Raw genomic sequence first — 24,790 nt, 5'->3', positions numbered from 1 at the left:
GATCACTTCCCACTAAGTCTTGCTAAAACTTCATCTCTTGGTCCGTCCAATAAAATTTTGCCATTGTCCATAACTATAAGTCTATCAACAAGATCTAGCATCGACGTCCTATGCGTAACAAGCAGCATCGTTTTATTTGCTGTATTTGTCTTTAAATTTATTTTTAACTTATTTTCAACTGTATTATCAAGAGAATTTGTTGGCTCATCAAGCAAAATAATAGGACTATCCAATAAAAATGCCCTAGCCACAGCTATACTTTGACGCTGTCCGCCACTTATGCCGTCACCTCTTTCAAAGACCGGCATGTCAAATCCAAGTGGATGGGCATTTACATATTCATCAACTCCGCTTACTTTAGCTGCTTTTATAATCTGAATATCATCAACATATGGTGCTTTTTGAACAATATTTTCTCTAACCGTTCCTTTAAAAAGCACAACATCTTGCGGAACGTAGCCGATATTTCGCCTAAGATCGGCTGGGTCGATTTGATTAATATCAATACCATCGATTAGCACTGAGCCTTCAGTTGGTGAGTAAAGTCCCAAAATGAGCTTTTGTAAAGTAGTTTTTCCAGAGCCATTTTTGCCTATAATGCCAACTTTTTCACCTGGCTGAATAACAAAATTTATCCTATCAAGCGAACCTTTTGTGGTATCTGGATATGTAAAGCTTACATTCTTAAACTCAATCTTTCCATCAAAAGAATTTCTTCTAACAAATTTTTTACCTTCTGGCCTTTCAACAGGCATTTGCATAATCTTACTAAGACTTTGATAGGCTGTTTTTGTCTGCTCAAAATTTGCAGCTAGTGAAGCTACCTGTCCCATAGGAGCGATAGCACGAGAGCTAAGCATAACCGCAGCGATAAGACCACCCATTGTAAGATGTGTATCTTGTATCATATAAACACCAAGAACGATGATAGCAATAGTATTTAATTGCACTAAAAAAGATGTAACAGTCGTTATCGAAGTTGTAATAATTTTTGATTTAATGCTTCTATTTGCTATCTCACCAGTTGCCTCTTCCCAGTTCCATTGTATATGGCCACTAGCACCAAGAGTTTTGATAGTCTCAAGACTACTAAGGCTCTCTATTAAAATTCCATTTTTTATAGCCGAAGCCTCAAATGTACTTTTAATGGCATTTTGAAGTGGATCTTTTATAAAAAATGTATAGCATAAAATAGCTATCATGATAACAATTGGCACGAGTACGATATAGCTTCCTATAAAATAAGTAACTATCAAGAAAATGATCGCAAATGGAAGATCGACAATAGCTGCCAATGAGGCTGATGAGAAGAAATTTCTAACCGTATCAAACTCTTTTAGATTACTAGCAAATGAGCCAACAGATTTTGGTTTATTGCTAAACTTCATATCCATAACGCGCTCAAATAAAATAGAGCTCATTATGATATCGCTCTTTTTACCAGCGATCTCAAGAAAATATGATCTTACAAATTTTAAAAAAAGATCTATGCCATAAACTACACTTACACCAAGTGCTAAGACCCAAAGTGTCTCAACCGCATTATTTGGCACAACACGGTCATATACGTTCATCGTAAAAAGCGGACTAGCAAGAACAAATAAATTTATAATAAAACTTGCAAGAACAACATCAAAATAAATCTTTTTTGAACGTTTTAGAGTTCCCCAAAACCAATGATCATTGCCTGCATCAATTAGCTTTGTTGAGCTAGTATCCTCTGGAACAAACTCGCGCTTTAGATAGTATGCATAGCCTAAATATTCTTCTTTTAATTTACTTATTTCTATCGTGCTAGTACCAGTTGAAAGTTCTGGCGTTATGATATTTGCTGTCTTTTTATCTTTACTCAAAGATTGCAAGATGCAAGCTTTTTTGCCTCTAAGCATTAAAATGCAAGGTAAAACTAAAGGAGAGATTTGTTCAAGATCTTTTCTTACAAGGGTAGAAGCAAAGCCAGCACGAGAAGCAGCACGAGAAAATAAAGACCTTGAGCTTTTAAGTGAAAAAAGCTCAATTTCATCGCCATCTTTTACTGGCAAGCCAATAGTTAAAGCATCGGCACTATATGGATTATTATGAAGCTTGGTAAAAATAACCAAACATTGAAGCAGTTCATCTTTTATCTTATCACTATGCATCTATCATCCAATGTTCTTAATTTCATCTATATAAATTCCTTGCATATTTTTAATGCCAAGATCGATTAACTTTTTCTTCTGTTCTTCGCCTTCAACACCGATTGCGATCAAAATAATGTCTTTTGAGCTTAAAACAACATCAAGTGATTGTTTTGTGTTTACTCCTGACTTATCACTTAAGAAGTCAATCAAGACATTTGACTGAATTTTTACATAATCAGGGTTAAATTCTTTTAGTTTTTCGATACCTTTTGCGTTGAGCTCGAAGTGGTCAAAACCAAATCCAAAGCCAAGTTCTTTTAATTTTTTAGTAAGCTTAACTATACTTTCTATGCTAATATCGTCTTTATTTGGAATTTCTATATAGTTTTTATATTTAGAAATTTGGCTTATCTTTTTAAGTGTAGCTTCAAGTTTTGAAAAATTTTCATCTGAGTTTAATATCTCTTTGCCCAAATTTATTGCCAAGTTGCCACTTGGTAAGATATTCTCTGGTAAAATTCTAGCCACCCTATTTAAGATATGAAGATCAAGCATCGCACCTAAATTTAGCTCATTTACCATCGGCATGAAATATGAGGCCATACGCCATACGCCATCTTTATCAACAAGCCTCAAATAAAGCTCATACTGCTCAAAATTTGAATTAAGATCAATCACTTTTTGAGCTGCAAATTTAAATTCATCCTCTTTTATTGAGTCAAAAATAAGCTCTTTATACTTCTCTTTACCAATCACTAAAGTATTTTGATTTTCATTAAATACCTTATATGTAAAGCTTCCAGCAAGTCTTGAGCTAGCCAATGTAACGTCAGCTGAAGTAAGAAGTGTCTTAATATCAGAATTTGGTGAATACTCTACTATCGCAGCATTTACTGGATACTCGCTATCATTTAGTGAAAAATTTGCATAAAGCTTTTTAAATTCGTTCATAATTTCATCACATAGAGCCAAGAAATTTGACGAATTTCTACCATACGAAAGTACAATGAAATCATTATCGTTAAGCCTTGCAACAATCGCATTTTTATCATTATGGATTGATTTTTCTTGTAAAATTTGAGCTATTTTCATTACAACGCTTTGCCATTTTTCAAAGCCAAGCGTGCTTTTTAAATTTATTAGATCTTTAAAACTAACAAGTAAAGCAACACCACTTGAATATTCTTCACTAGCTAGATACTCGCTAAATTTAGTTTGAAAAAATCTTCTGTTATTAGCACCACTCATTGTATCTTTATATAAAAGCTCTTGATACTTACTAAGTGTGGCTGCCTCTCTCTCAAAAATGTCTTTTACTTTACTAACCATAGAGTTCATAGCTAGAACCATTTTTTTAAGATCAGCTGTAAATGGAATTCTTTTCTGAATAATAAATTTATTATCAAGTATGGCCTCAGCCTGATCTTGAACCTTCATAAGCGGTCTAAAAATAGCTTTTAGAGCGAAATATGCTACCACGAGAGTGACAATTATCATTAGAAGAAGAAAATTAAAAATATTTTTTGAGTTAGTATAAAGCTCATTGTAGGCAAGTGCGGTACTACCTTGAACATAAAGCGTGCCAAATTTTGCCCAGCCAGTCATAATCTCGCTATCTGCTATTGGCGCTTCAAACTTGGCTATTTTGTAAAACCACTCAGGAATATCTTTAACAACAGTTTGTTGAGAATTTTCAATAAGAACCTTGCCATCAACATCTTCAAGCTTGATAAGCTTGTATCTACCGCTGTCAAACATAGAATTTATCATTGTTTGAGCCAAGGACATGTCATCTGGATCGATAATAGGCTTTAAAGCAAGTCCAAGCGAATTTGCTGTATGTCTTGCGTTTTCACCAAGCTGGTCATTAATATATCCATTTAGGCTCTTAAAATTTAAGTAGCCAACAGCCATAAAAATCATGATACCAAAAGTTATCACGGCGATCATAATTTGTTTAAATAGCGTCATAAATCCTCTTTTCCTATCCTATCTATTAGTTCCATCCACTTAGGATTTTGTTTTTTATTTCCACCTGGTATTGCTTGACCAAGACCTTCTTGTTTTGCCAAGTATAGCGAATCACCATTAAAACTATAAACTGGAACAAGGTCTGTTCTTTGAGTTGCGATTTTTATTTTACCATTTATGTTATCTAAAATTAATGGAATAGATTTTGGTGTATCGTAGTATGCTAAAACCATATGAGCTTGATTGTATCTTAAGGCTTTAACATATGTGAAGTATAATTTTTGAGTTGGAATTCCTAGCTGCTTTAGTGTAAAATATTTTGCAATAACGTAGTCTTCGCAGTCACCAGCACCTTTTCCTATAAATTCCATTCTAGTAGCCCAATAATCCTTTTTGTGCCAAAGCTGCATATCATCAACCCATCTAAAAGAGTTAAAAAAGTCATTTACTTTTATTAACTTCTCTTGTTCCGTTGCATCTTGCAATGAAGTCATTAAAGAATTTAGAGCAGAAGCCCTTCTTCTTGCATCTTCTCCATAAATTTTAGCTACCTTTGCTATAGTTGTTGATTTTATAAAATCTCCAATAGCACTTACTAATAATAAAAAGGACGCTTACAATAAGCGTCCAAAAATTTGTCTTGACCCTCATGGTCATTACTTTTTACATTTTTATCTTAAATCGTTTTGAATGCTGCAAGCACCTTGAATGTATCTCTTTGCAAAACCTGGTTCAAAGCTATCTGAGATCATTCCCATATTATCTAACAGTCTGTATTTTGCATAAGATAGTGCTGTCTCAGTTGTAGCAATCTCTTTTAACGCAGAGTTATATTCATTTTCAGCATCAAGCAAGTTTATAAGATCACGACGACCGATTCTAAACTCATCCTGATAAGCATCAAGTGTAGCTTTAGCATATTCAACGTGTTGATTTAGATATCCCATTTTTTCTTGGTTAAGAACATAATTTTGCCATGAAAATTCCAAGGATTCTTTAAGCTCTCTTACAAGATTGTCCAAAGTTTGTTGCTCCTGTTGAACGGCAAGTTGGCTTTTTTCTTTATCTAGTTTATCATTACCTTTATTGTAAAGGTTATAGTTTAGTCTTAAAAGTGCGTCAAATGTTTGTTCTTCATAATTGTCATATAAAACATTTGAATGATCATACGCGCCAGATATAACAAGATCTAGTTTTGGCAAGAATGGCGCATTTTTCTCTTTTACAACTGACTCTGCCATAGCAATATTTGATTTTTGAACCAAAAGTGATGGATTACAAAGAATTGCTTTATTATAAACAGCCTCTTTTGTGCTAGGCAAAGGAAGGCTAAACTCAGGCATTACTAAATTTTTAGCTGCAACTTTTTTTCCATATAATTTCTCAAATGTAGAAAGCGCATCTTCATAGTTATTTTTAGCAGCTGTATAGTTTGATTGAGCTAAAGTATAGCGTGATCCAGCTTGTCTCTCTTCAGAAGCTACGCCATAACCTGACCTTGCTCTATCTTTAATTTGGCTATAAATTTCCTCATGACTCTTTACATTTTCTTCTTCAATGTCTAAAATTCTCTTAGTTTGAAGAACTTGTAAGTAAGCATTTGTAGCATTTAATGTAAGTCTATCTGCAGCTTGTGCTACTGAATAAGCAGCTGAATCAAGTCTTGCGCTTTGAGAATTTATTCTATTTTTATCAGCACCACCATTGTATAAATTTTCAACCAAGGTTAGAGATGTGCCAGAAATTCTTCCATCTCCTCTTCTTGTAGAAACTCCATCATCAAGGCGTTTTTTCTCATATCCCACTCTAGCAGCAGCGTCAAGTGTTGGATAATAGGCATTCTTTGCTATTTTTAGATCTTTACCAACTTGTAGATAGTTAAATTCTGTAGCTTTTAAACTTGGATTTTCATTTAAAATAGTCTTTATAACTTGATCTAAAGTCAAAACTCCATCATCAACTTGTGCTACTGGTTTTACTTCAGTTGATATAGCTTGTTCTATATTAGATTTTTTTGTTGTTTGAGTATCAGCTACAGGTGCTTTTGGTCTCATTAAAGCATCCTTATAGCCTGATTCGTTTTGAACTTTAACTAATAGACTATTAGCTTCATCCTCAGAGACTGGGGTTGTGTCAACATATAAAAATTTTCGTCCACCAACCTCATAGATGCCTGTGGTCAGCCTACTGTCAGAAATTTTACTATTAACTTTATTAATAGCACTGTCGATTCTAGCCTGATTATCATCTTGTGCAAATGAAGCTAGAAAAATCCTATAAGGAACATCTTGAGCTGACAGCACAGTTGCTGCCAAAGCACTAATTGCCAATATCTTTTTCATAACTAAGATCCTTTTACCTTTTTTATTATTAAGTCTATACTTAAAATTTAATGCGAATTATACACCAAGAAATATTAAATGCATTTTAAATATCTTATGACAAAAAAATAATTTTTATATAGTTTTAGAAAAACGCCTTAAATTCTCGGGAATTTTCTTTAGATATTCATCAAAACACATTGCAATATTTCGTATTATCAATGTTCCAGTTTCATTTACGCTGATTTTATCTGCTGTAATATTGACAAATTCACTTAAATTTTTAAGCTCCTCAAGCTCTTCCTTAAAGTGTTCAAAGAAATTTATATGAAATTTATTCTCGATAGCTTTGATATCAAGCCCAAAATTACTCATTAAGTTCATAATCACACTCTTTCTAAGCAAATCTTCATCACTTAGATAAATTCCCTTTGCATATGGCAACTTCCCACTATCGATCGCCTTTTCATACTCGTCCATGTCTTTATGATTTTGTGCGTAGTGCCTTTTGCACTCACCGATACTTGTCACGCCTATACCAATAAGATCAGCGCCACCCTTTGTCGTATAACCTTGAAAATTTCTATGCAAAGTACCATTTGCCAGAGCACCAAAAAGCTCATCATTTGGCTTTGCAAAGTGATCCATTCCTATCATTTTATAGCCATTTTTGGTTAAAAACTCAGCCGTAAATTTTAAAATTTCAAGCTTCACTTCTGGATTTGGCAGTGTCGTCTCATCAAATTTACGCATTGACTTTTTTATCCACGGTACGTGAGCGTAGTTAAATACCGCAAGCCTATCAGGATCAAGTGTGAGGGCTAGCTCAAGCGTCTTTTTAAAGCTCTCTAGGCTTTGATACGGCAGGCCATAGATCAGGTCCATATTGATTGATTTTATGCCCTTTTGCCTAGCCATTTTTACGGCATTTTGAGTGATCTCATAGGGCTGAATTCTATGAATTTCTTTTTGCACCTTTTCATCAAAGTCTTGCACGCCGTAGCTTATGCGGTTAAAGCCATGAGATATGAGCACGTCAAGCTGCTCATTTGTCAAAAATCTCGGATCTATCTCACAACTTATCTCAGCCTCTTTTGAGAAATTTTTAAATTTAGCTTTAATAAGTTTGATGATCTCATCAAGCTGAGCGGCATTATAAAATGTTGGTGTACCGCCACCAAAGTGCATCTGTAAGACCTCAGCACTGGTGTCCAGGTGGTGAGCTAAAATTTCAAGCTCTTTTTCTATATATCTTATATATTTCTCCTTGCGATCCTCTTTGCTCGTGTAAATGACATTACAGCCACAAAAATAACAAGCACTTCTGCAAAATGGCAAGTGTAAATAAAGCGAAAGCGGCCTTTTTTTATCTCGATTTTCAAGCTCTTTTATATAAGCTTCATAGCTAAATTTATCACTAAACTCTGGTGCTGTCGGATAGCTAGTATATCTTGGCCCTGGCCTTGAATACTTCACATAAGCACTAAAATCAATCATCTGCCCTACTCCTTGCCATTTGAATCACCTCTTTTATGTCTACAAATAAATTTGGGTGCTCTTTTTTGATATTTTTTACCAGTTTTTCAAGATCAATATTAAATTGTCTACTTTTTTTATCGCTTGCGATCTTTTTTATCTCATCCATAGCAACCACCCAAACATCACTAAAATCAACCGGTATATTTTGCCAGATCGTCTTTTCAAGCCTTAGATCAAAATTTTCTTTTTGCGACTCTTTTAAGGCCTCGATCAAAGCCGAAAGCGATTTTACAGAGATTACTGTGTGTAAATTTTGATTTTCATCAATACCAAACCACGGCTCTTTTGAGTCCCAAGAGCCACTTTTTAAATTTAAAATATGCTCATTTGGATTTTTGGTTGAAACTATCTCAAAGATCGTTTTTTCAGGGCTACTCAGCCCAAGGTTATTGCCAATCTCATCTATCTCATCATATATATTTTTCTCTTTGCTCATCTTCTTCTCTCATCTAGCCAGACCATTACACCTTTTTGGGCATGAAGTCTATTTTCCGCCTCACTAAAAATTTCATCCGCGTGCTTCTCAAAAACTGCCTCGCTCACTTCGTAGCCTCTATAAGCTGGCAAGCAGTGCAAAAATATCGCATCTTTTTTAGCTAAGCTCATCAAATTTTCATCCACACAGTATCCAGCAAAGTCTTTTAGTCTCTTCTCTTTCTCGGCCTCTTGCCCCATCGATACCCAAGTGTCTGTAGTCACTACATCGGCACCATTTACCGCTTCTTTTATATCACTTGTGATAAAAATTTTCGCCCCTGAAATTTTCGCATTCTCATTAGCCATCTTTAAAATTTCAGCGTCCACTTCGTAGCCTTTTGGCGTAGCTACTCTTAGCTCAAGTCCTAGCTTACTTGCTAGCATGAGCCACGAGTGCGTCATATTGTTGCCGTCCCCTACGTATGCGACCTTCTCACCTGCGCTAAATTCAAGCATAGTTAGATAGTCTGCCATGAGCTGCACTGGGTGAAATTTATCACTTAAGCCATTTATCACTGGCACGCTTGAAAATTTAGCAAATTCTTCTAGCGTCTCGTGCCTATCAACCCTTAGCATCGCCATGTCGCACATCCTGCTTATAACTCTAGCGGTGTCACGTATAGGCTCGCCACGGCCTATTTGTATATCATTTTTGCTTAAAAATAGCGCATATCCGCCAAGCTCATGCATGCCTACATCAAAGCTCACTCTAGTTCTGGTTGAGCTTTTTTCAAATATCATCGCAAGCTTTTGATCTTTTAAATATGGCTTAAATTCTCTAGCCTTCGCCTCTTTTTTGATCTTGCGGGATAAATTTATCATCTGCTCGATTTCATCTTTGCTAAAGTCATTTAGCGTCAAAAAGTGCTTCATCTTAGCCCCTTAAAATTTTGGCTGCTTCTTTTGCATGATATGTGATGATCAAATTTGCCCCTGCTCTTTTAAAGCCGATCAAGGTCTCCATCATGACGCGATCATAGTCGATGATGCCAGCTTTTGCACCAGCTTTTAGCAGTGCGTACTCGCCGCTTACGTTATAGACGCAAAGTGGCAAAAGCGTCAAATTTCTAAGCTCTCTAACGATGTCAAGATAGGCAAGCGCTGGCTTTACCATCAAGATATCAGCGCCTTGCGCCTCGTCTTGCAAGCTCTCGTTGATCGCCTCCAAGCGGTTTGCGCTGTCCATTTGATAGCTCTTTCTATCGCCAAAGCTTGGAGCGCTTTGCGCTACGTCACGAAATGGTCCGTAGTAAGCTGAGGCAAATTTAGTCGAGTATGCCATCACTGGTAAATTCTCAAAGCCGTTGCTATCAAGCGTCTCTCTTAGCGTTGCGATGATGCCATCCATCATGCCGCTTGGTGCGATCATGTCAGAGCCATTTTGAGCGTGTATCAGAGCTTGTTTGGCTGAAATTTCAAGCGTTGCGTCGTTGTCGATGGTGTTATGCACGTGATCGATTATACCGCAGTGGCCATGGTCTGTGTATTCGCAAAAGCAAAGATCGGTGACTACTACTAAATTTGGAAATTTATCTTTTATGGCTCTAAGTGCGGTTGCAATGATGCCGTCGTTGCTTAGTGCATCGCTGCCAACGCTATCTTTTAGGCTTGGTATGCCAAATAAAATGATTGATTTTATGCCTAAATTTACTATCTCTTCGCACTCTTTTAAAATCTCATCGATACTCATTTGATAGACGCCTGGCATCGAAGAGATCTCGTTTTTAACGCCCCTGCCCTCGACCACAAAGAGCGGATAGATGAAGTCATTTACGCTAAGGCTCGTCTCTCTTACCATGTCTCTTAGGGCTGGATTTATTCTTAATCTTCTAAAACGTTTAAACATATTTTTGCCTTTTCTTTGTTAAAATGCGTGATTTTTAGCTAGTTTAGCACAGTTGGAGTAAATTTAAAATGAAAATAGAAATTTCAAACGCCGCAAATCTACCCTCAAGATTTGGCACTTATAAGGTTCAAGCCTTCAAAGAAGGGGCAAAAGAGCACCTTGTGATCTACAAAGAGCCTCTAAGCGAAGTAGTAAATCTTAGAATTCACTCCGAATGCCTAACTGGCGATGCGATCGGGAGCCTAAAGTGCGACTGCCGCGACCAGCTTGAAGCGAGCCTAAAATATATCGAAGAAAATGGTGGCATGGTCATCTACCTGCGCCAAGAGGGCAGAAATATCGGGCTTTTAAACAAGATAAATGCTTATAGCCTCCAAGACAAGGGCTTTGACACCATTGAGGCCAATCACCAGCTAGGTTTTAAGGCCGATGAGAGGACGTATGAAGTGGTTGATTTTATCCTAAATCACTACGGCATAAAAGAGGTAAATTTACTCACAAACAACCCTTTAAAACTTCATGGACTAAGCTCAGTAAAGATCGTAAAACGCGTGCCTATCGTCATCAAACCAAATAAATTTAACGAAGGCTACTTAAAGGTCAAAAAAGAGCAAATGGGGCACATCTTGTGATGAAAAATGAGCTTTGCTTGCCAGCAGAATTTGACGAAAAAGTAAAGGCTTACGCTCAAATTTTTGCTAAATTTAACAAGGTTCATAGCTTAAGCAACTATAAAGATATAAGCGAACAGGTGCTTGATAGCATAAAGCCGCTTGAGATTTTTGACCTAAGCGCCAAAACTGCGATCGATGTTGGTAGTGGGGCTGGCTTTCCAGCGATATTTTTAGCCCTTGCGATGCCGCGCACTAAGTGGCACCTTTTTGAGCCGATAGCCAAAAAGTCGTCATTTCTAAGCTACGCTAAGATCGAGCTTGACTTACAAAATTTAGAAGTTCATAGCCAAAAGATCGAGCTTTCAGATAAATTTACGGCTGATCTCATCACCTCAAGAGCACTTAGCAAGACAAAAGAGCTTATAAAAATTTGTGAGGGATTTTATGATGAAAACACCAAATTTCTCATCTACAAGGGCTCAAGCGTCATGGATGAAATTTCAGGCATCGACGCACAAATTTATAATGATAAAAACAGAAACTACATATATTTTAATCTCAAAAACCAAGGGGAGATACGTTGAAATACTTGCTTTTTGTAGCGATTTTGGTTGCGATTTACATCATATTTTTTAAAAATAGAAAAAAAAGCGACAAGATAAGCACCAGCAACTTCGAGGAGTGCAGCAAATGCGGTGTCTTTAGCGACATCGACCAAATGGTGCTAAGGGACGGAAAATACATCTGTAAAGAGTGCATAAAGGGTGAGAGATGAAAATTTTGGGTGATGAGCTGATCAAATTTGAACCGCTATTTCTTTGCAAAAGCGAAGATGAAATTTCAAGCGATAGGCAAAATCTCTTTAAATTTGATAGAAATTTGATAAAAAGAGCGCTAGAAGCTGGAGCAAGCTTTAGCATCATCGCAAATAACATCAACGAAGCTATCATCGCAAATGCCGCTGGAGCAAAATTTATTATTGCCGATATTACGCTAGCAAAAGATCTGGCAAAAGTTGCGCAAAACTACCTATTTGACGCGCTTATCGCCGTTTTGATCCAGAGTGAAACAAGCCTTTGCGAGCTTGCGAAATTTGAGATCGACGCAGCGATCCTGCCAAATGCTATAAAAGAATAAGGACAAAAATGGAAATTTTCAAAACCGCTTTTTTAATGGTTGCTTTAATGCTAGTTTTTATCGCTGTTGGCGGCTACGTGGGCGGCGAGCAAGGCATGATGATCGCCTTTTTGATGGCAGCTGGCATGAACCTATTTTCTTACTTTTTCAGCGACAAGCTCGTGCTAAAAAGATATAACGCCATCCCAGTCGATGAGAGCAACGCTCACGGCCTTTACGAGATCGTCTCTCGCCTCACACAAAAGGCGAATTTGCCGATGCCAAAAATTTACATCATCCCTGAAGAGGTGCCAAATGCCTTTGCCACAGGCCGCAATCCAAGCCATGCAGCCGTCGCAGTAACCGAGGGGCTTTTAAAAATTTTAAATGAAAACGAGATCGAGGGCGTATTAGCTCACGAGCTAAGCCATGTAAGACACTACGACATCCTAACTGGCTCAGTCGCAGCCATACTAGCTGGGGCTATCGCAATGGTCGCAAATTTCGCCAAGATAGGCACCGTGGCAGGGCAAAATCAAAACTCACAAAGAAACGCCAACCCAGTAATTATGCTAATCATCGCCGTTGTGATGCCTCTAGCTGCTACGATCATCCAAATGGCGATCTCAAGGGAGCGCGAGTATAAGGCCGACAAAGGCGCAGCCTATCTAACAGGGCACCCAGAGTGGCTAGCTAGCGCGCTAAGAAAGCTTGAAAACTACTCAAATTCTTATGTTATGCAAAACGCAAGCGAGCAAAGCGCTCATATGTTTATCGTAAATCCATTTGGTTCGCTAACTAGCAAGCTTGGCGTGCTTTTTAGAACGCATCCTAGCACTAGCGATAGGATCGCTGAGCTTGAAAGACTTGAACAAGAGATAAAAAGAGGCATGTAAAAATTTAGTCCTTAAGTAAAATTTGGGCTAAATTTCTTCTTTCTGCTATCTTTTTTGGCTTTAAATATAGACATTTACAAGAAATTTTAAATTTTATGAGCGAGCAATTTCGACTCTGATTTTAGTGACAAGCTTTGCGAGGCTTAAAATCAGTAGTAGATTCTTGTGAGTAAATGAAATTTTAAATTTTACAAAAAGATCAAATTTACAACCAAAAAAACGAAATTTAGCCCCAAATTTCACTGCAATTTTTTGCAGTCACGATCTTCTATAGTGTACTCAAAAATAAGCTCACCATTTTCTGAATAGAAAAGCTCGTCCAAGGTAACACCTATACTCAGCATATTTAAGATTTCTTTATCTTTGCAAGCAGTTCGCAAATTCTCTTTTTTGATAGCTTCGATAAATTCCAAAAGCTCTTTCTCCTCAAGCCTTTTAATCTCTTGCTTTCTTGCGTGTTTGATGGCATATCTATAAATGAGCGTATCGCCGACATTTAGGATGTCGTTAAGCGTAAGTGTTGGCGTACAGATAAATGGGAGCTCTTTTTTGTAGTAAGTTGCGTGATTTTTCGCTGCCATATCTGGCGTAAGAGCCAGGGCAAGCGAGTAAAAAAACAGTAAAAAAATGACTACTCGCAACTACTTTTATCCAAATTTATATCAAAAAAATGCCTACCCTCAAAGCCGTAACTACCACTTAGTGTGATGCCACGATTTAGCACAGCTCTAGCCATACCTGAGTTACAAAGCGCATCTTTTCCATTTTGGTAAAATTCATCTTTTAAAGCCAAAATTTGAGCCTTGTTGTAGCCTTTTATCCTCTTTGTCTTGGTCTCGTTTAAAACAAACTCACCATGTATGTTTAGCCCACTGCTACTTACATCTTTTAGCGTGATCATCTCATCGACTCTGCTTGGTAAATTTGGCTTTGCAGTTTGGACGACAAAAGCTGGGATCTGCTTAGTGTCAAGCTGATTTAGTATTTGCTCATAAATTTTAAACTCACTCTCTTGTACGCCAAAAGCAAGGCTAGCAAGAGCTAATAAAACGATCTTTTTCACATATTGCCTTTATATAAATTTTCTAGTGATGTTTGGAGAGAGTTTTACTAAGATGTCATAACTTATCGTATCAAAAAATTTCGCCCAAACATTTGCATCCTCAAAGACACAGACCCACTCGCCACTATCATTACAGCTAAAACTATCCATAGAAATTTTGCCCAGTATTGGCTCGTTATTAGCAAGCCTTAGCTCACCACAGCCGTTGTATCTTAGTAACCCATCGCCATATCCAAGATCATAGGTGGCTACATTTATATCTTCTTTTGCACTAAATTTAGCACCATATCCAACACCTTGACCACTTTTTAAAATACGCCTGCTAACTCTTCTTGCCCATAGTGAAAGCACCGGCTTTAATCCCAAACTATCACCAAACTGAGCGTATCCATACTGAGCGATACCAACACGCACCATATCATCATCAATTTCACTTGCTCTTTCAAGAGCAGCTGAGTTGTGAGAGTGAAAGATTGGTTTTTTTATACCAAACTCATCACAAAGAGCTAAAATTTTCTTTTTTGCAGCCCTAAAATTTTCCCTTTGCACGAAATAATCAGCATTTAGCTCATCGCTTGCACGAAAATGTGTATAAGCTCCAAGAAGCTCTAAATTCCTTCTTGTTAAAATTTCAAAGGCGTAATCAAGCTCACTAATATCAAGCCCATTTCTATGCATGCCAGTATCGATTGCAAGGTTGATTTTTGAGCCATCTTTTATCTTTAAAAGTGCCTCTATATCGTTTATCGCGTAGACAAATTTACTACTTTCATTTCCAGTCGGGATATGTGAGAGAATGAGAATATTTTCAAATATATCAGAAATTTCTTCTGCCTCAAACTCACTTTTTACAGCACAAATTTCTATGCCAAATTTTTTAGCTTCATTTGCGATAAGCCTTGCGCCATGGCCATAAGCATTGTCTTTTAATACAACTATTACTTTCTCTTTGCCACCAGATTTAGCACAAATTTGAGTGAGGTTATGAATATATGAAGCTTTATTTAGGCGTATTTCAGACATTAAAATTCACATTAAAAGCAGTATAAACATCCGGTAAAAGTTTTCTTACATTGTAATCAAATGCATAAAATTTAGCGTAAATTTCTTTCAGGTCAGCCTCTTTTACTTTGCTAAAATCAAAAACATCAGTACCATCTTTCTTTGGAACTTGGCGGTCAAGCTCAGCAAAAAAAGCAGCTCTTGCCTCTAAAATTTTTTCGATTTTTTCTTTTACTTCTTGAGATTTTTCCACTTTTACTCCTCTATAAAAATTTTCATATCATCGTTGTAAAGCTTCACATAAAGCGTCTTTTGCCCAGCAAATTTATGTGTATCTGAGACATAATCCTCATAAAAACTCACACGAAAAAGCCTATCGTTTTTAAGGTTTGGATAAGGCGTGATGAGAAAATTTGAAAAACTAATGCGTTTTTTCTCTTTTTTAGAAAAAATAGCCCGCTTCATACTTTTAAATTTTTCCAAGCTCATACCATCGTATCGCTCAAAGTTTTTATCGTAAAATTTAAGATAGTTTTCAATGTCGCTCTCGCTCCATGTCTTTTTCCAGCCCAAAAGCCCAGAAATGATCACTGCAATATCTTTTGCACTAGCTTCTGGACGCTTATCTTCATAAATAAACGCAAGTGTTTTTTTATGATCCACCACATCATCAAATTTCATCAAAGTATCATTTTGCATAGCCACGCAGCCTTTTGTTTTTAGCTCATCTGTCCTTTGACCATCAAGTGGATAGCCATGTATCCAAATACCACCACCATTTCGCTTTGCAAGTTTATCAAGCAAATTTGGGTATGAAAGCGAAAATGCAAGTGGGCCAAGATATCTATCATTTGGCGTAAATCTACGTGTAAGCTGATACACTCCAACCGGTGTTTTTAGATCGCCTTCAAGAAGCTTATCGCCATTTTTGCCAACTATAACGCTTGAGCTAAAAAGCTTTTTTGTAATGCCGCCATTATAAGAGATCACTTCAAGCTTCTTTTTAGTTTTATCAACTACACTTAGAAGTATCTCGTTGTCATAATATCCATATCTTACATCCTTGCCCTCAAGCTTTTTTAGCCAGTAATCCTTACTTAAAATATTTTTTTCGATGGCATCAATAACAGCAGCTGAGCCATTTTTTAAGTAAATTTCTTCGTAATTTTGGGCAAAAAGACAAGGCGATAACGCGATGAAGAAAAATATAATTTTTTTCAAGTGAAATATCCCAAACAGTAAAATTTAGTCCGTAATTATATCCTAAAAAATTTATATTTTTAGATTTTAAAGGTAAATTAAGTAGTTCTAAATGTATAATGTGAAAACCATTATTAATTTTATCACAAAGGAAAAATATGAAAAAAATCGTTTTTGGTGCGATGCTTGCAGCTTCTGCTCTTATGGCGGCTGATATCAGCCTAGAAAATGTTAGAGCTAGAGATACAAAACCTGGCACAAACAATAGTGCAATTTTTATGGATATAAAAAATGCTTCAAATTCTGATGTAAAGCTTATTGGCGCTCACTCAAGCGTTTGCAAAAGTACAGAAATTCATACACACAAAATGAATGATGGCATGATGGCTATGGTTCAAATCGAAGATGCAGTGATCCCAAAAAATGGCGAAACAAAACTAGCTCCTGGCGGTTTACACATTATGCTTATGGATCTAAACAAACCATTAAAAGATGGTGATAAAGTTGATTTAGAGCTAAAATTTAGCAATGGCGAGAGCATAAAGCTTGATAATATCGGAGTAACTAAAAACTTTAAATAATGAAAAAAATCATAATTATTTTTTCATTTATCTTTATTGTTTTAGGTGCTTTTTCGATAGGCTATAAGCTTATGACGACAAGCAAGGAAGATCCACCTGAATTTGCCGATGTAAACACATCGCTAGATCCTTTAAAATGTGATCTAAACAATAAATCTTGTGAGATGGAATTTAAAGGCGTAAAGCTAAAAATAGACATCTCACCAAGACCTATTTATGCTATGAGACCTTTTAGCTTTAAAATCATTAATGGTAAAAATTTAGGGCTAAAAAATCCGAGTCTTGAGATAGACGGCATAAATATGAATATGGGATCAATCAAAGCAAGACTTGAGCCAAGAGGCGATAACTTAACTGCTCAAGTAGTGCTAAGTGCTTGTGTTGTCGAGCTTATGAGATATCGATTTAAAGTGCTTGATGACGAAAAAGAAACTGGTTTTTTTGTAGATCTTGATCTAAAATTATAGAGGGTAACAATGAAAAAGGCATTTTGGGGCTTAATAATAATCTTAATTTGTATAGGTGTTGCACTTTTGCTAATAAAGCCAAACAAGTATGATTTTAAGGCACTTTCACAAAACGGTGAAGTAAGTCTTAAAAATTATGACGGAAAGTACAAAGTTATATATTTTGGTTATCTTTTTTGCCCCGATGTCTGCCCTACTGCGCTCTCTTTGATTGGCGATGAACTAAACAAACTAAAAAGAGATGACTTTGAGCTGCTTTTTATTACACTTGATCCTGAACGCGACACTCCTGAAAATTTAACTCTAATGGCAAAAAATTTCTACAAAGATGCCGATGGATTAAAACTAAATTCCTTAAAAGAAGTGGCAAAAACCTATGGTGTAAAATTTCAAAAAGTCCGTCTTGAAAACTCAGCCATGGGCTACTCTGTTGCTCACAGCTCTTCAATATATTTAATAGACAAAAAAGGAAATTTTTATAAAGAAATTTCAAATCTAACAAATGAAAACATTGGAGAAAATTTATTAAATTTGATCAAAGATAGACCTTAAGGCTATAAATTTAGTAAGCCAAAACTGGCCTGCTAAAATTCTTTATGCAAGCATCATCTCAAGATATTCTAAGCTAAAATTTAATTCACTTGCTATACTTTTGATTTTAATGCTCGCTGGGTAATTTTTTAACCCAAAATCTATTAACTCTTGAATATAAATTTAATCTACAAGCCAAACAAAATTAATTAAATATAAGCAGTACTAGCAATGAATTTATTAAGAAGATCTGTACGAAAAGTAGGCTTTTGCACTATAAATTTTAATGATAATGCAAAAGCTAAAAATTTAAGTTTTACTATTTCACTCTATGATGCACGCTGCCGCCATAAGTAATATCCTCTGCCTTTACCTCATCACTTGTTAAAATTTCACTTATCTTGCCATTTTCTTCTAGTTTTTTCCTATTTTCTTCGGCATCTTCTTGATAGCTATAAACCATCGCAACGCTCACCACTCCACTGATAGCTTCTATCTTTTTAAAATTTTTTATCTCATCTTCAATACTATCTGAGCTAACTACCACTACGATTCTATCGTCTGCATCGGTTATTATTTCACACTCTTTTAGCTTTTTTATCTCATTTTTTACACTTTCATTTTTATTGTCCGTATAAACTATCAAACTTGAAATATTCATTTAATTCTCCAAAACAAAATTTTATTCTCATAAGCTGAAGTTACGACTTCGTTATCGCTTATAAAAACTATGCTATTTATCGTACTTTGTCCAGTTTTTAGCATTGCAATATTTTCTAAGCTTTTGCTATCAACTAAATTTACATCGCTCATCTCATCACTCATATAGGCCGCTACTCTACCATCATCGCTAAGGCCGACACCATAGACCAAAAATCCGGTATTTATCTTTTTTAGGCTTCCAGCTGAGAATATACCCACGATCCTATCGGTACCTCCGCTGATCATAACGCCATTTTTATAGGAGATGTCGTAGATATTGTCTGTATGAATATCTAAAATTTGATCCATTTTTTTAGCTTTTATGTTATAAAAGTAGACCTTCCCACTCTCGCAAGCGATAGCTAGCGTGCTTCTATCTTCATTTATCTCCATATCTGAAAGCATTGCAATTGAAATTTTAAAGCTATCATAAATTTCGCCACTTTTTAAGTTTAAAAAGTAAATTTCATTGCTAATTGAAGCAAGCGCAACATGCTCATTATCTAAAAATAATGCCTTTTTTATTGCTTGATTATCCACTTTTATGCTTCTCATCTGCCCATTTTCTCTTAGATGAAGCACCTTTGTAGCATAGTCACCTTCGCTAAGTATAAGAGTTTTGCCATCAAATTCATCAATACTTAAAATTTTTGGTCTTTCATGATCACTAACATAAGTTTTTATATCATCCATCTTGATAATCTCTTCAAATTTAGACTCTTTAGGATCATAAATTTCAACCGTCCCTCCATCAGTCGCGATAAAGAGTTTGCCATTTATTAGCGTTGTGCTTAGCACATTTGCACTAGCCTCTATTTGCTTGTATGGCGTAGTGATCTCGCTTGCAAAGATAAAATTTAATAGACAAAAAATAAAAAACAAAGCTCTCATAAGGCCTCCATTTGAAGTGAATTTTTAAAGCAAACATCAAAGCACTCGCCGCAACTTACGCAGTTTTGATTAACAATAGGTCTAAAAACACCAAGAAATTCGACTGCTTTAAATTTGCAAGCATCAAGGCAGTTGTAGCAGATTGTATCGTTCCATGCTAGACAGCTAGAAACATCGATACCAACTTTTGCATTTATACTCTTTGGCGAGTTTAAGCTTAATGTCTTCTTACCAAGACTCTCGCAAGCCTTTGCGCACTCTTCGCAAAAGTCACAGCCCAGCTTTTTAACTTTAAAAACTACCCTTTCATTTTCAAAGCTAAGAAGCTCTTTTTCACAAGCATTTACGCAGCTAGCATCGCATCTATCGCAGTCAAACTCTCCGCTAAAAAAAGGCGGAGTTATAGATTTGGGAGCAGATTTTGCCCCCAAAATTTTACTAAAAAGCTCTCGCCTGCTTTGCATTATTTAACACCATCGTTTAAAACATCTAGCAAGTTTGACTTATGAGTGCCGTTTTTATCTCTAAAATCAGGCTTAAATTTATTGCCAACAAGCTGCGTTACGCCATTTTGTTGCTCAACGTGGCATGTTGTGCAGTTATATCTTTCATCATCAAGCTTGCCTGCAAGATCTTTTTTATTTCTGATGTCATAAAGGTGAGATGATGGTATCGGTGTTGCTCCACTATCTTTTGCAAACTCAGGCATATGGCAGGTTACGCACATATTCATATCTTTTGTGATAGGCACTAAACCCTCAGTATCGTGTGGGATAAATGGTGGTGCATTTTCAAAAGACCTATCAAATTTCTTTGACATACCAGCTGGCTCTTTTGTGTAGTTCACATCTTTTAATACAACGTCTTTATCGTCTAGCAAATCGATATTTCTAAAGCCGATTTGCGAATCACTAATACTTGGATTATTAAAAGTACATGCCGCAAAAAACGCAGCACACAATCCTCCAAGCATCATTATTTTTATTTTCATTTTTCTCTCCTTAAATTTCTAATACTAAATTTCAAAGCCCCATCTCCACAAACATCAATGCACCTGCCACAGCTTATGCACTCGCTTGAGCTTACCGAGCGGCTCTCTTTACCGATCATGTCAAGCACTTGCATCTCTGGGCAAATAAGCTTGCATTTCATACATTTTGTACAAGCCTGGGCATCATGTTTTACTCTAATTAGGGCAAATTTTGAGATGATGGCATAAAAGGCACCAAGCGGACAAACGTGCGAGCAAATACCACGCTTTAACACAAACATATCAAAAGCAATGATCGCAACCGCTATGCCTAAAGCACTAGCTGAGCCGTAAATAATGCCACGCTGAATAATGCCAATATAGCTAACGCTCTCAAATACTGGATAAGATAAAGCAAGGCTTAATATAAGAGCAAGAGCCAGCAAGTAATAACGTAAATTTTTACTCACATTTAAGACTTTTTCGCCCTTAAAGCCAAATTTCTCTCTTAGTTTAAAAGCGATATCGGTTAGTAAATTTATTGGGCATATCCACGAACAAAACGCTCTTGGAGCAACTAGCGCGTAAAATGCAAAGATAATGCCAGCTCCAATAATTGCATTTATGCCGGCACTAAAGCTTGCAAGTAAAATTTGAACCAAAGCAAATGGATCGCTTAGTGGAATTTTTCCAAAAAGCAAAGATGAGCTTAAATTTCCGCTAAGTATCTTAACTCCATAAAAATTTCCTAGGATAAATAGTACTAGGATAGAAATTTGAGTTATTCGTCTTAAGATTAAAAATTTCATAGCTCACCACCATTTAGATAATCAGTCGCTTTTTTAATGTCAAGCTTTATTTTGCTGTCTGCATCATCTATGCGTCTTTCATCTTCTTTGACCCAGCCTTTGACGTAGTTATCACCTACTTTGCCAAGCACCGCGTCACGATTTAGCACGGTAATGGCTGCTTTTTTGGTGATACAGGCTCGCTCACATAGGCCACATCCGGTGCAGATGTCGCTATTGACCACTGGAAGCAAAAAGGCATGCTTTTGCGTCCTTTCGTTACGGCGATATTCAAGATATAAGGCTTTATCTAAAAGAGGACAAGCCCTATAACAAGCATCGCACTGTATGCCCCAGTAGGCCACGCAGTTTTTCATATCGACCACTGCAACGCCCATTTTGGCTTTGTTGATATCGAGTTTGCCAGCTGTGCTAACTAAATTTGCGTCCAGTGCCCCAGTCGGACAGGCTGGCACGCAAGGGATATGCTCGCACATATAGCAAGGAATTTTTCTAGGCTCAAAATAAGGCGTTCCAATGCTTATGCCATCTTCTAGCGAGGCAAGTTTTAGCGTGTCAAATGGACAGGCCTCTACGCAAAGTCCGCACTTGATACAGCTTTTCAAAAACTGCTCCTCTGCTTTCGCACCAGGCGGTCTAAGAAGTATAAGCGGTGAGGCTTTGGCGCTAAGTGACCATACAAAGCCTCCGCCAAGAGCTAAGATCGCTACCTTAGCTCCAAATTTCAAAGCTTCTCGCCTACTTGAAAATTCCATATCAGCCACTTTTACGCCTTGTAAATTTTAACCGCGCATTTTTTATAGTCAGTCTCTTTTGAGATCGGACAAGTAGCGTCAAGGCAGACTTTGTTTATAAATACGTTTTCATCAAAGAAAGGCACATAGACAAGTCCTACTGGCGGCTTATTTCTACCTTTTAGATCTACTCTTGCTTTTACTTTGCCACGGCGTGACTCGACCCAGACGATCTCGTTTTGCATTACGCCAAGTTTTTTAGCGTCGTCTTCGTGCATGTAGCAAAGTGCCTCTGGAACGGCTCTATAAAGCTCAGGAACACGCATAGTCATCGTGCCTGTATGCCAGTGCTCTAGAACACGACCAGTACATAGCCAGAATGGATAATCTTTGCTTGGCATCTCGCATGGATCCATGTAAGGGCGGAAGAAAATTTTTGCTTTGTTTGCAAGAGGTGTTTTCTCTTGGTTTTTCACGCCTTTTAGATCGCCTGTTGGAAGGGCTGCGTTTTTGTTGCCGTAGAATGCAAATTTATCATTTGGAGCAGCTTTTTTAGCGTATGGGTCAAATTTAGTGTTAAATCTCCACTGAGTCTCTTTACCATCAACTACCGGCCATCTTAGACCTCTTACTTTGTGGTAAGTGTCAAAGTCAGCTAGGTCGTGGCCGTGGCCAACACCAAATTTTCTATACTCTTCCCAAAGATATTTGTGGATGAAAAATCCATATCCTTTAAATTCTTTACCATCTGAGCCGATCACTTTTCTGCTATCGCCAAATACTTCTGTATTGTCGTAGTTTTCCATGATCGGATCGTTTGCGCTAAATTTCTTAGCCTCCTCGTTTGCAAAAAGCACGTCAAATAGCGTATCTTCTTCGCTGTATCCCATAGCTTTTGCAGCATCGAGCACATTTGGAAGTGTAACTTTGTCATTTACTTTTTTCTCACCCCAAACATCTTTTAGCTTAAAGCGCTTGCTAAATTCCATCATTTGCCAAATATCAGGCATCGCTTCACCAACAGGAAGTACTTGCTGTCTCCAGTGTTGTGTTCTTCTCTCAGCGTTACCGTAAGCACCCCATTTTTCATAGATCATTGCAGTTGGAAGAATAAGGTCGGCTACTTTTGCAGAAATTCCTGGATAAGGATCACTGACAACGATGAAGTTATCCATCTCACGAGCCGCTTTTATCCAGTGGTTTGCGTTTGCAGTATTTTGCCATGGGTTGTTTACTTGAACCCAGATAAATTTAACCTTACCATCTTCAAGATCACGCATCATTTTTACGTAGTGGGAAGCTAGTACACCGCTTAGTGTTCCGGCAGGAAGTTTCCAAATTTTTTCAGTTATCTCTCTATGTTTTGGATTCTCAATAACCATGTCAGCTGGCAAGCGGTGAACAAATGTTCCAACCTCTCTTGCTGTACCACACGCACTTGGTTGACCAGTTAGAGAAAACGCTCCTGAACCTGGAAGTGCTTGTTTGCCGAGCAAGAAGTGAACCATATAAGCTTGCTCATTTACCCATGTACCACGTTGGTGTTGGTTAAAGCCCATAGTCCAAAAACTTACGACTTTGCGGTTTTTCTCTATATAAAGATCAGCAAGTGCTTTTAGTTTTGCTTTAAACTCATTAATGTCTTCGTTAGGATCGCCTTTTGCCACCTTTGCTGTAAAGTCAAGTGTGTAAGGCGCAAGAGCTTTTTTAAACTCTTCAAATGTTATTTGCCAGTGCGCACCAGCTTTTGCAGCATTTTTATTTTCTAGTGTATCACCAGCTTTTAGTCCAAGATAAGAAAGCGTAACGCCCTCAGCCTCGCTTAGTACCTTTGACTTCTCAGTAGCAGCAGTGTCTAGCTCGCTTGGAGCATATTTTTTGTGATGAATGTCTGGGCGCAGACCATATCCGATGTCGGCTGGACCGGTTGTAAATACACAGTGCTTTTTAACAAATTCTTCATCGATCATCTCTGGGTGGTTATAAACTATCTCGCGAGCGATGTAGTTCCAGATAGCAAGGTCAGATGACGGAGCAAAGATGATCTCGATGTCAGCTAAATTTGATGTTCTAGTTGAGTAGGTGCTTAAATTTACAACCTTTACTCTATCAGGATCGCTAAGCTTTCTATCGCTTACGCGCGCCCAAAGGATCGGGTGCATCTCAGCCATATTTGCGCCCCAAGCCACAATAGTATCTGTAAGCTCAATGTCATCAAAACAGCCTGATGGCTCGTCTATACCAAATGTTTGCATGAAACCAACAACTGCACTTGCCATACAGTGTCTTGCGTTTGGATCGATGCTATTGCTTCTAAAGCCGCCTTTTATAAGCTTAACAGCAGCGTAACCTTCTGGAATAGTATATTGACCAGAACCTAAAACTCCGATACCGTGAGGTCCTAGTTCATCATATGCTTTTCTAAACTGAGTCTCCATGACATCAAATGCTTGTTTCCAGCTTACTTGCTTAAATTTGCCTTTTTTGTCAAATTCTCCTTTTTCGTTTACACGTAAAAGCGGATGAGTGATCCTGTCTTCGCCGTACATGATCTTAGCATTAAAATAGCCTTTGATACAGTTTAGACCGCGGTTTACCGGTGCTTCTGGGTCACCTTTTACAGCTACTATCTTGCCCTCTTTGGTTGCAACCATGATGCCACATCCAGTTCCGCAAAATCTACAGGCAGCTTTGTCCCAACGCCAGCCTTTTTCTGCTTCGCTTGCTGCACTTAGCGAGCTTGGCACAGCTATACCAGCACTTGCGCAAGCAGCACTAGCTGCGGCACTCTTTATGAATTCTCGTCGATTCATTCTTTCTCCTTTAAAGATTTAAAACAAATTTAATTGATATTAACCTTGCAAAACTTATTTACAACTGATTGACATTTACAAAAATTTCAAAAAACTTAAGCCAAAAATATAAATATTTTTCTAC

General features: G+C 37.2%; 28 protein-coding genes. 8 read left to right on the top strand and 20 right to left on the bottom strand.

The annotated features are described in order from the left end of the window. Window positions 1-2: 2 nt before the first annotated feature. The 8 genes from TH67_RS06440 to hemB form a co-directional block, all read right to left on the bottom strand. On the bottom strand, window positions 3-2,141 hold the full coding sequence (locus tag TH67_RS06440; RefSeq protein WP_072594858.1) for a type I secretion system permease/ATPase: 2,139 nt from the start codon (window positions 2,139-2,141) through the stop codon (window positions 3-5). Between the two features lie 3 nt (window positions 2,142-2,144). After that, window positions 2,145-4,094 (bottom strand): bifunctional diguanylate cyclase/phosphodiesterase, encoded by a 1,950-nt coding sequence (locus TH67_RS06435; protein ID WP_072594857.1) that lies wholly within the window; start codon window positions 4,092-4,094, stop codon window positions 2,145-2,147. After that, window positions 4,091-4,579: a transglutaminase-like cysteine peptidase gene (locus tag TH67_RS06430; protein WP_257638056.1), complete on the bottom strand. Its 489-nt coding sequence runs from the start codon at window positions 4,577-4,579 to the stop codon at window positions 4,091-4,093. The genes TH67_RS06435 and TH67_RS06430 overlap by 4 nt, the downstream gene beginning before the upstream one ends. Window positions 4,580-4,765: 186 nt before the next feature. Then, complete coding sequence (locus tag TH67_RS06425) at window positions 4,766-6,436, bottom strand: TolC family protein (protein ID WP_072594856.1); 1,671 nt, start codon at window positions 6,434-6,436, stop codon at window positions 4,766-4,768. Window positions 6,437-6,550: 114 nt separating this feature from the next. Then, a complete protein-coding gene (hemN, locus tag TH67_RS06420) occupies window positions 6,551-7,912 on the bottom strand; it encodes an oxygen-independent coproporphyrinogen III oxidase (RefSeq protein ID WP_072594855.1) in 1,362 nt (453 codons plus the stop codon). Next, window positions 7,905-8,390: a DUF2603 domain-containing protein gene (locus TH67_RS06415; RefSeq protein ID WP_072594854.1), complete on the bottom strand. Its 486-nt coding sequence runs from the start codon at window positions 8,388-8,390 to the stop codon at window positions 7,905-7,907. Before TH67_RS06415 ends, hemN begins: the two co-directional genes overlap by 8 nt. Further along, complete coding sequence (gene argF / locus TH67_RS06410; RefSeq protein ID WP_072594853.1) at window positions 8,387-9,304, bottom strand: ornithine carbamoyltransferase; 918 nt, start codon at window positions 9,302-9,304, stop codon at window positions 8,387-8,389. Before argF ends, TH67_RS06415 begins: the two co-directional genes overlap by 4 nt. Before the next feature lies 1 nt (window position 9,305). After that, window positions 9,306-10,277, bottom strand: coding sequence for a porphobilinogen synthase (gene hemB, locus TH67_RS06405; RefSeq protein WP_072594852.1), 972 nt, complete (start codon window positions 10,275-10,277; stop codon window positions 9,306-9,308). A gap of 68 nt (window positions 10,278-10,345) precedes the next feature. Here hemB and ribA point away from each other — a divergent pair, with 68 nt between their 5' ends. Genes ribA through htpX form a run of 5 tightly spaced genes read left to right on the top strand, consistent with a single transcriptional unit; the run spans window position 10,346 to window position 12,903 of the window. Beyond that, window positions 10,346-10,909 (top strand): GTP cyclohydrolase II, encoded by a 564-nt coding sequence (gene ribA, locus TH67_RS06400; protein ID WP_012001491.1) that lies wholly within the window; start codon window positions 10,346-10,348, stop codon window positions 10,907-10,909. Then, window positions 10,909-11,475: a 16S rRNA (guanine(527)-N(7))-methyltransferase RsmG gene (gene rsmG, locus TH67_RS06395; RefSeq protein ID WP_072594851.1), complete on the top strand. Its 567-nt coding sequence runs from the start codon at window positions 10,909-10,911 to the stop codon at window positions 11,473-11,475. The genes ribA and rsmG overlap by 1 nt, the downstream gene beginning before the upstream one ends. Further along, window positions 11,472-11,666: a hypothetical protein gene (locus TH67_RS06390; RefSeq protein WP_009294554.1), complete on the top strand. Its 195-nt coding sequence runs from the start codon at window positions 11,472-11,474 to the stop codon at window positions 11,664-11,666. The genes rsmG and TH67_RS06390 overlap by 4 nt, the downstream gene beginning before the upstream one ends. Next, on the top strand, window positions 11,663-12,028 hold the full coding sequence (locus tag TH67_RS06385; protein WP_072594850.1) for a hypothetical protein: 366 nt from the start codon (window positions 11,663-11,665) through the stop codon (window positions 12,026-12,028). Before TH67_RS06390 ends, TH67_RS06385 begins: the two co-directional genes overlap by 4 nt. Before the next feature lie 8 nt (window positions 12,029-12,036). Next, complete coding sequence (htpX, locus tag TH67_RS06380; protein WP_072594849.1) at window positions 12,037-12,903, top strand: zinc metalloprotease HtpX; 867 nt, start codon at window positions 12,037-12,039, stop codon at window positions 12,901-12,903. A 239-nt stretch (window positions 12,904-13,142) separates the two neighbouring features. Here htpX and TH67_RS06375 read toward each other — a convergent pair whose 3' ends face one another. Genes TH67_RS06375 through TH67_RS06355 form a run of 5 tightly spaced genes read right to left on the bottom strand, consistent with a single transcriptional unit; the run spans window position 13,143 to window position 16,189 of the window. Continuing rightward, window positions 13,143-13,544: a flagellar protein FlaH gene (locus TH67_RS06375; protein ID WP_081370923.1), complete on the bottom strand. Its 402-nt coding sequence runs from the start codon at window positions 13,542-13,544 to the stop codon at window positions 13,143-13,145. Next, window positions 13,535-13,966 carry a peptide deformylase gene (locus TH67_RS06370; protein WP_072594848.1) on the bottom strand — a complete coding sequence of 144 codons (432 nt, stop codon included), beginning with the start codon at window positions 13,964-13,966 and terminating at the stop codon, window positions 13,535-13,537. The genes TH67_RS06375 and TH67_RS06370 overlap by 10 nt, the downstream gene beginning before the upstream one ends. Before the next feature lie 9 nt (window positions 13,967-13,975). Further along, on the bottom strand, window positions 13,976-14,989 hold the full coding sequence (locus TH67_RS06365; RefSeq protein ID WP_072594847.1) for an alanine racemase: 1,014 nt from the start codon (window positions 14,987-14,989) through the stop codon (window positions 13,976-13,978). After that, window positions 14,982-15,221 carry a CmeU family protein gene (gene cmeU / locus TH67_RS06360; RefSeq protein WP_021091016.1) on the bottom strand — a complete coding sequence of 80 codons (240 nt, stop codon included), beginning with the start codon at window positions 15,219-15,221 and terminating at the stop codon, window positions 14,982-14,984. Before cmeU ends, TH67_RS06365 begins: the two co-directional genes overlap by 8 nt. 2 nt (window positions 15,222-15,223) lie before the next feature. Next, window positions 15,224-16,189 (bottom strand): L,D-transpeptidase family protein, encoded by a 966-nt coding sequence (locus TH67_RS06355; protein WP_021090919.1) that lies wholly within the window; start codon window positions 16,187-16,189, stop codon window positions 15,224-15,226. Between the two features lie 137 nt (window positions 16,190-16,326). Here TH67_RS06355 and TH67_RS06350 point away from each other — a divergent pair, with 137 nt between their 5' ends. From TH67_RS06350 to TH67_RS06340, 3 genes are all read left to right on the top strand, one after another. Continuing rightward, on the top strand, window positions 16,327-16,749 hold the full coding sequence (locus TH67_RS06350; RefSeq protein WP_072594846.1) for a copper chaperone PCu(A)C: 423 nt from the start codon (window positions 16,327-16,329) through the stop codon (window positions 16,747-16,749). A gap of 71 nt (window positions 16,750-16,820) precedes the next feature. Next, window positions 16,821-17,216 carry a hypothetical protein gene (locus TH67_RS06345; protein WP_021090968.1) on the top strand — a complete coding sequence of 132 codons (396 nt, stop codon included), beginning with the start codon at window positions 16,821-16,823 and terminating at the stop codon, window positions 17,214-17,216. A gap of 9 nt (window positions 17,217-17,225) precedes the next feature. Beyond that, the gene (locus tag TH67_RS06340) at window positions 17,226-17,768 is read left to right on the top strand and encodes an SCO family protein (protein WP_072594845.1); all 543 of its coding nucleotides are present in this window, start codon (window positions 17,226-17,228) and stop codon (window positions 17,766-17,768) included. 298 nt (window positions 17,769-18,066) lie between these two features. Here TH67_RS06340 and TH67_RS06335 read toward each other — a convergent pair whose 3' ends face one another. Genes TH67_RS06335 through napA form a run of 7 tightly spaced genes read right to left on the bottom strand, consistent with a single transcriptional unit; the run spans window position 18,067 to window position 24,666 of the window. Beyond that, complete coding sequence (locus TH67_RS06335) at window positions 18,067-18,408, bottom strand: chaperone NapD (RefSeq protein WP_072594844.1); 342 nt, start codon at window positions 18,406-18,408, stop codon at window positions 18,067-18,069. Beyond that, on the bottom strand, window positions 18,405-19,340 hold the full coding sequence (locus tag TH67_RS06330) for a WD40 repeat domain-containing protein (RefSeq protein ID WP_072594843.1): 936 nt from the start codon (window positions 19,338-19,340) through the stop codon (window positions 18,405-18,407). Before TH67_RS06330 ends, TH67_RS06335 begins: the two co-directional genes overlap by 4 nt. Continuing rightward, complete coding sequence (locus tag TH67_RS06325; RefSeq protein ID WP_072594842.1) at window positions 19,337-19,804, bottom strand: 4Fe-4S ferredoxin; 468 nt, start codon at window positions 19,802-19,804, stop codon at window positions 19,337-19,339. Before TH67_RS06325 ends, TH67_RS06330 begins: the two co-directional genes overlap by 4 nt. Beyond that, window positions 19,804-20,331: a nitrate reductase cytochrome c-type subunit gene (locus TH67_RS06320; protein WP_072594841.1), complete on the bottom strand. Its 528-nt coding sequence runs from the start codon at window positions 20,329-20,331 to the stop codon at window positions 19,804-19,806. The genes TH67_RS06325 and TH67_RS06320 overlap by 1 nt, the downstream gene beginning before the upstream one ends. Further along, window positions 20,328-21,119: a quinol dehydrogenase ferredoxin subunit NapH gene (gene napH / locus TH67_RS06315; RefSeq protein ID WP_072594840.1), complete on the bottom strand. Its 792-nt coding sequence runs from the start codon at window positions 21,117-21,119 to the stop codon at window positions 20,328-20,330. The genes TH67_RS06320 and napH overlap by 4 nt, the downstream gene beginning before the upstream one ends. Further along, entirely contained in the window at window positions 21,116-21,874 is a 759-nt protein-coding gene (napG, locus tag TH67_RS06310; protein WP_374057353.1) for a ferredoxin-type protein NapG, read from the bottom strand. The genes napH and napG overlap by 4 nt, the downstream gene beginning before the upstream one ends. 11 nt (window positions 21,875-21,885) lie before the next feature. Further along, window positions 21,886-24,666 carry a nitrate reductase catalytic subunit NapA gene (napA, locus tag TH67_RS06305; RefSeq protein WP_072594838.1) on the bottom strand — a complete coding sequence of 927 codons (2,781 nt, stop codon included), beginning with the start codon at window positions 24,664-24,666 and terminating at the stop codon, window positions 21,886-21,888. Window positions 24,667-24,790 lie beyond the last annotated feature (124 nt).

The organism is Campylobacter concisus (assembly GCF_001891085.1).
In the GTDB taxonomy this organism is placed as follows: domain Bacteria; phylum Campylobacterota; class Campylobacteria; order Campylobacterales; family Campylobacteraceae; genus Campylobacter_A; species Campylobacter_A concisus_O.
This window is presented reverse-complemented; position numbering and strand designations above follow the sequence as displayed.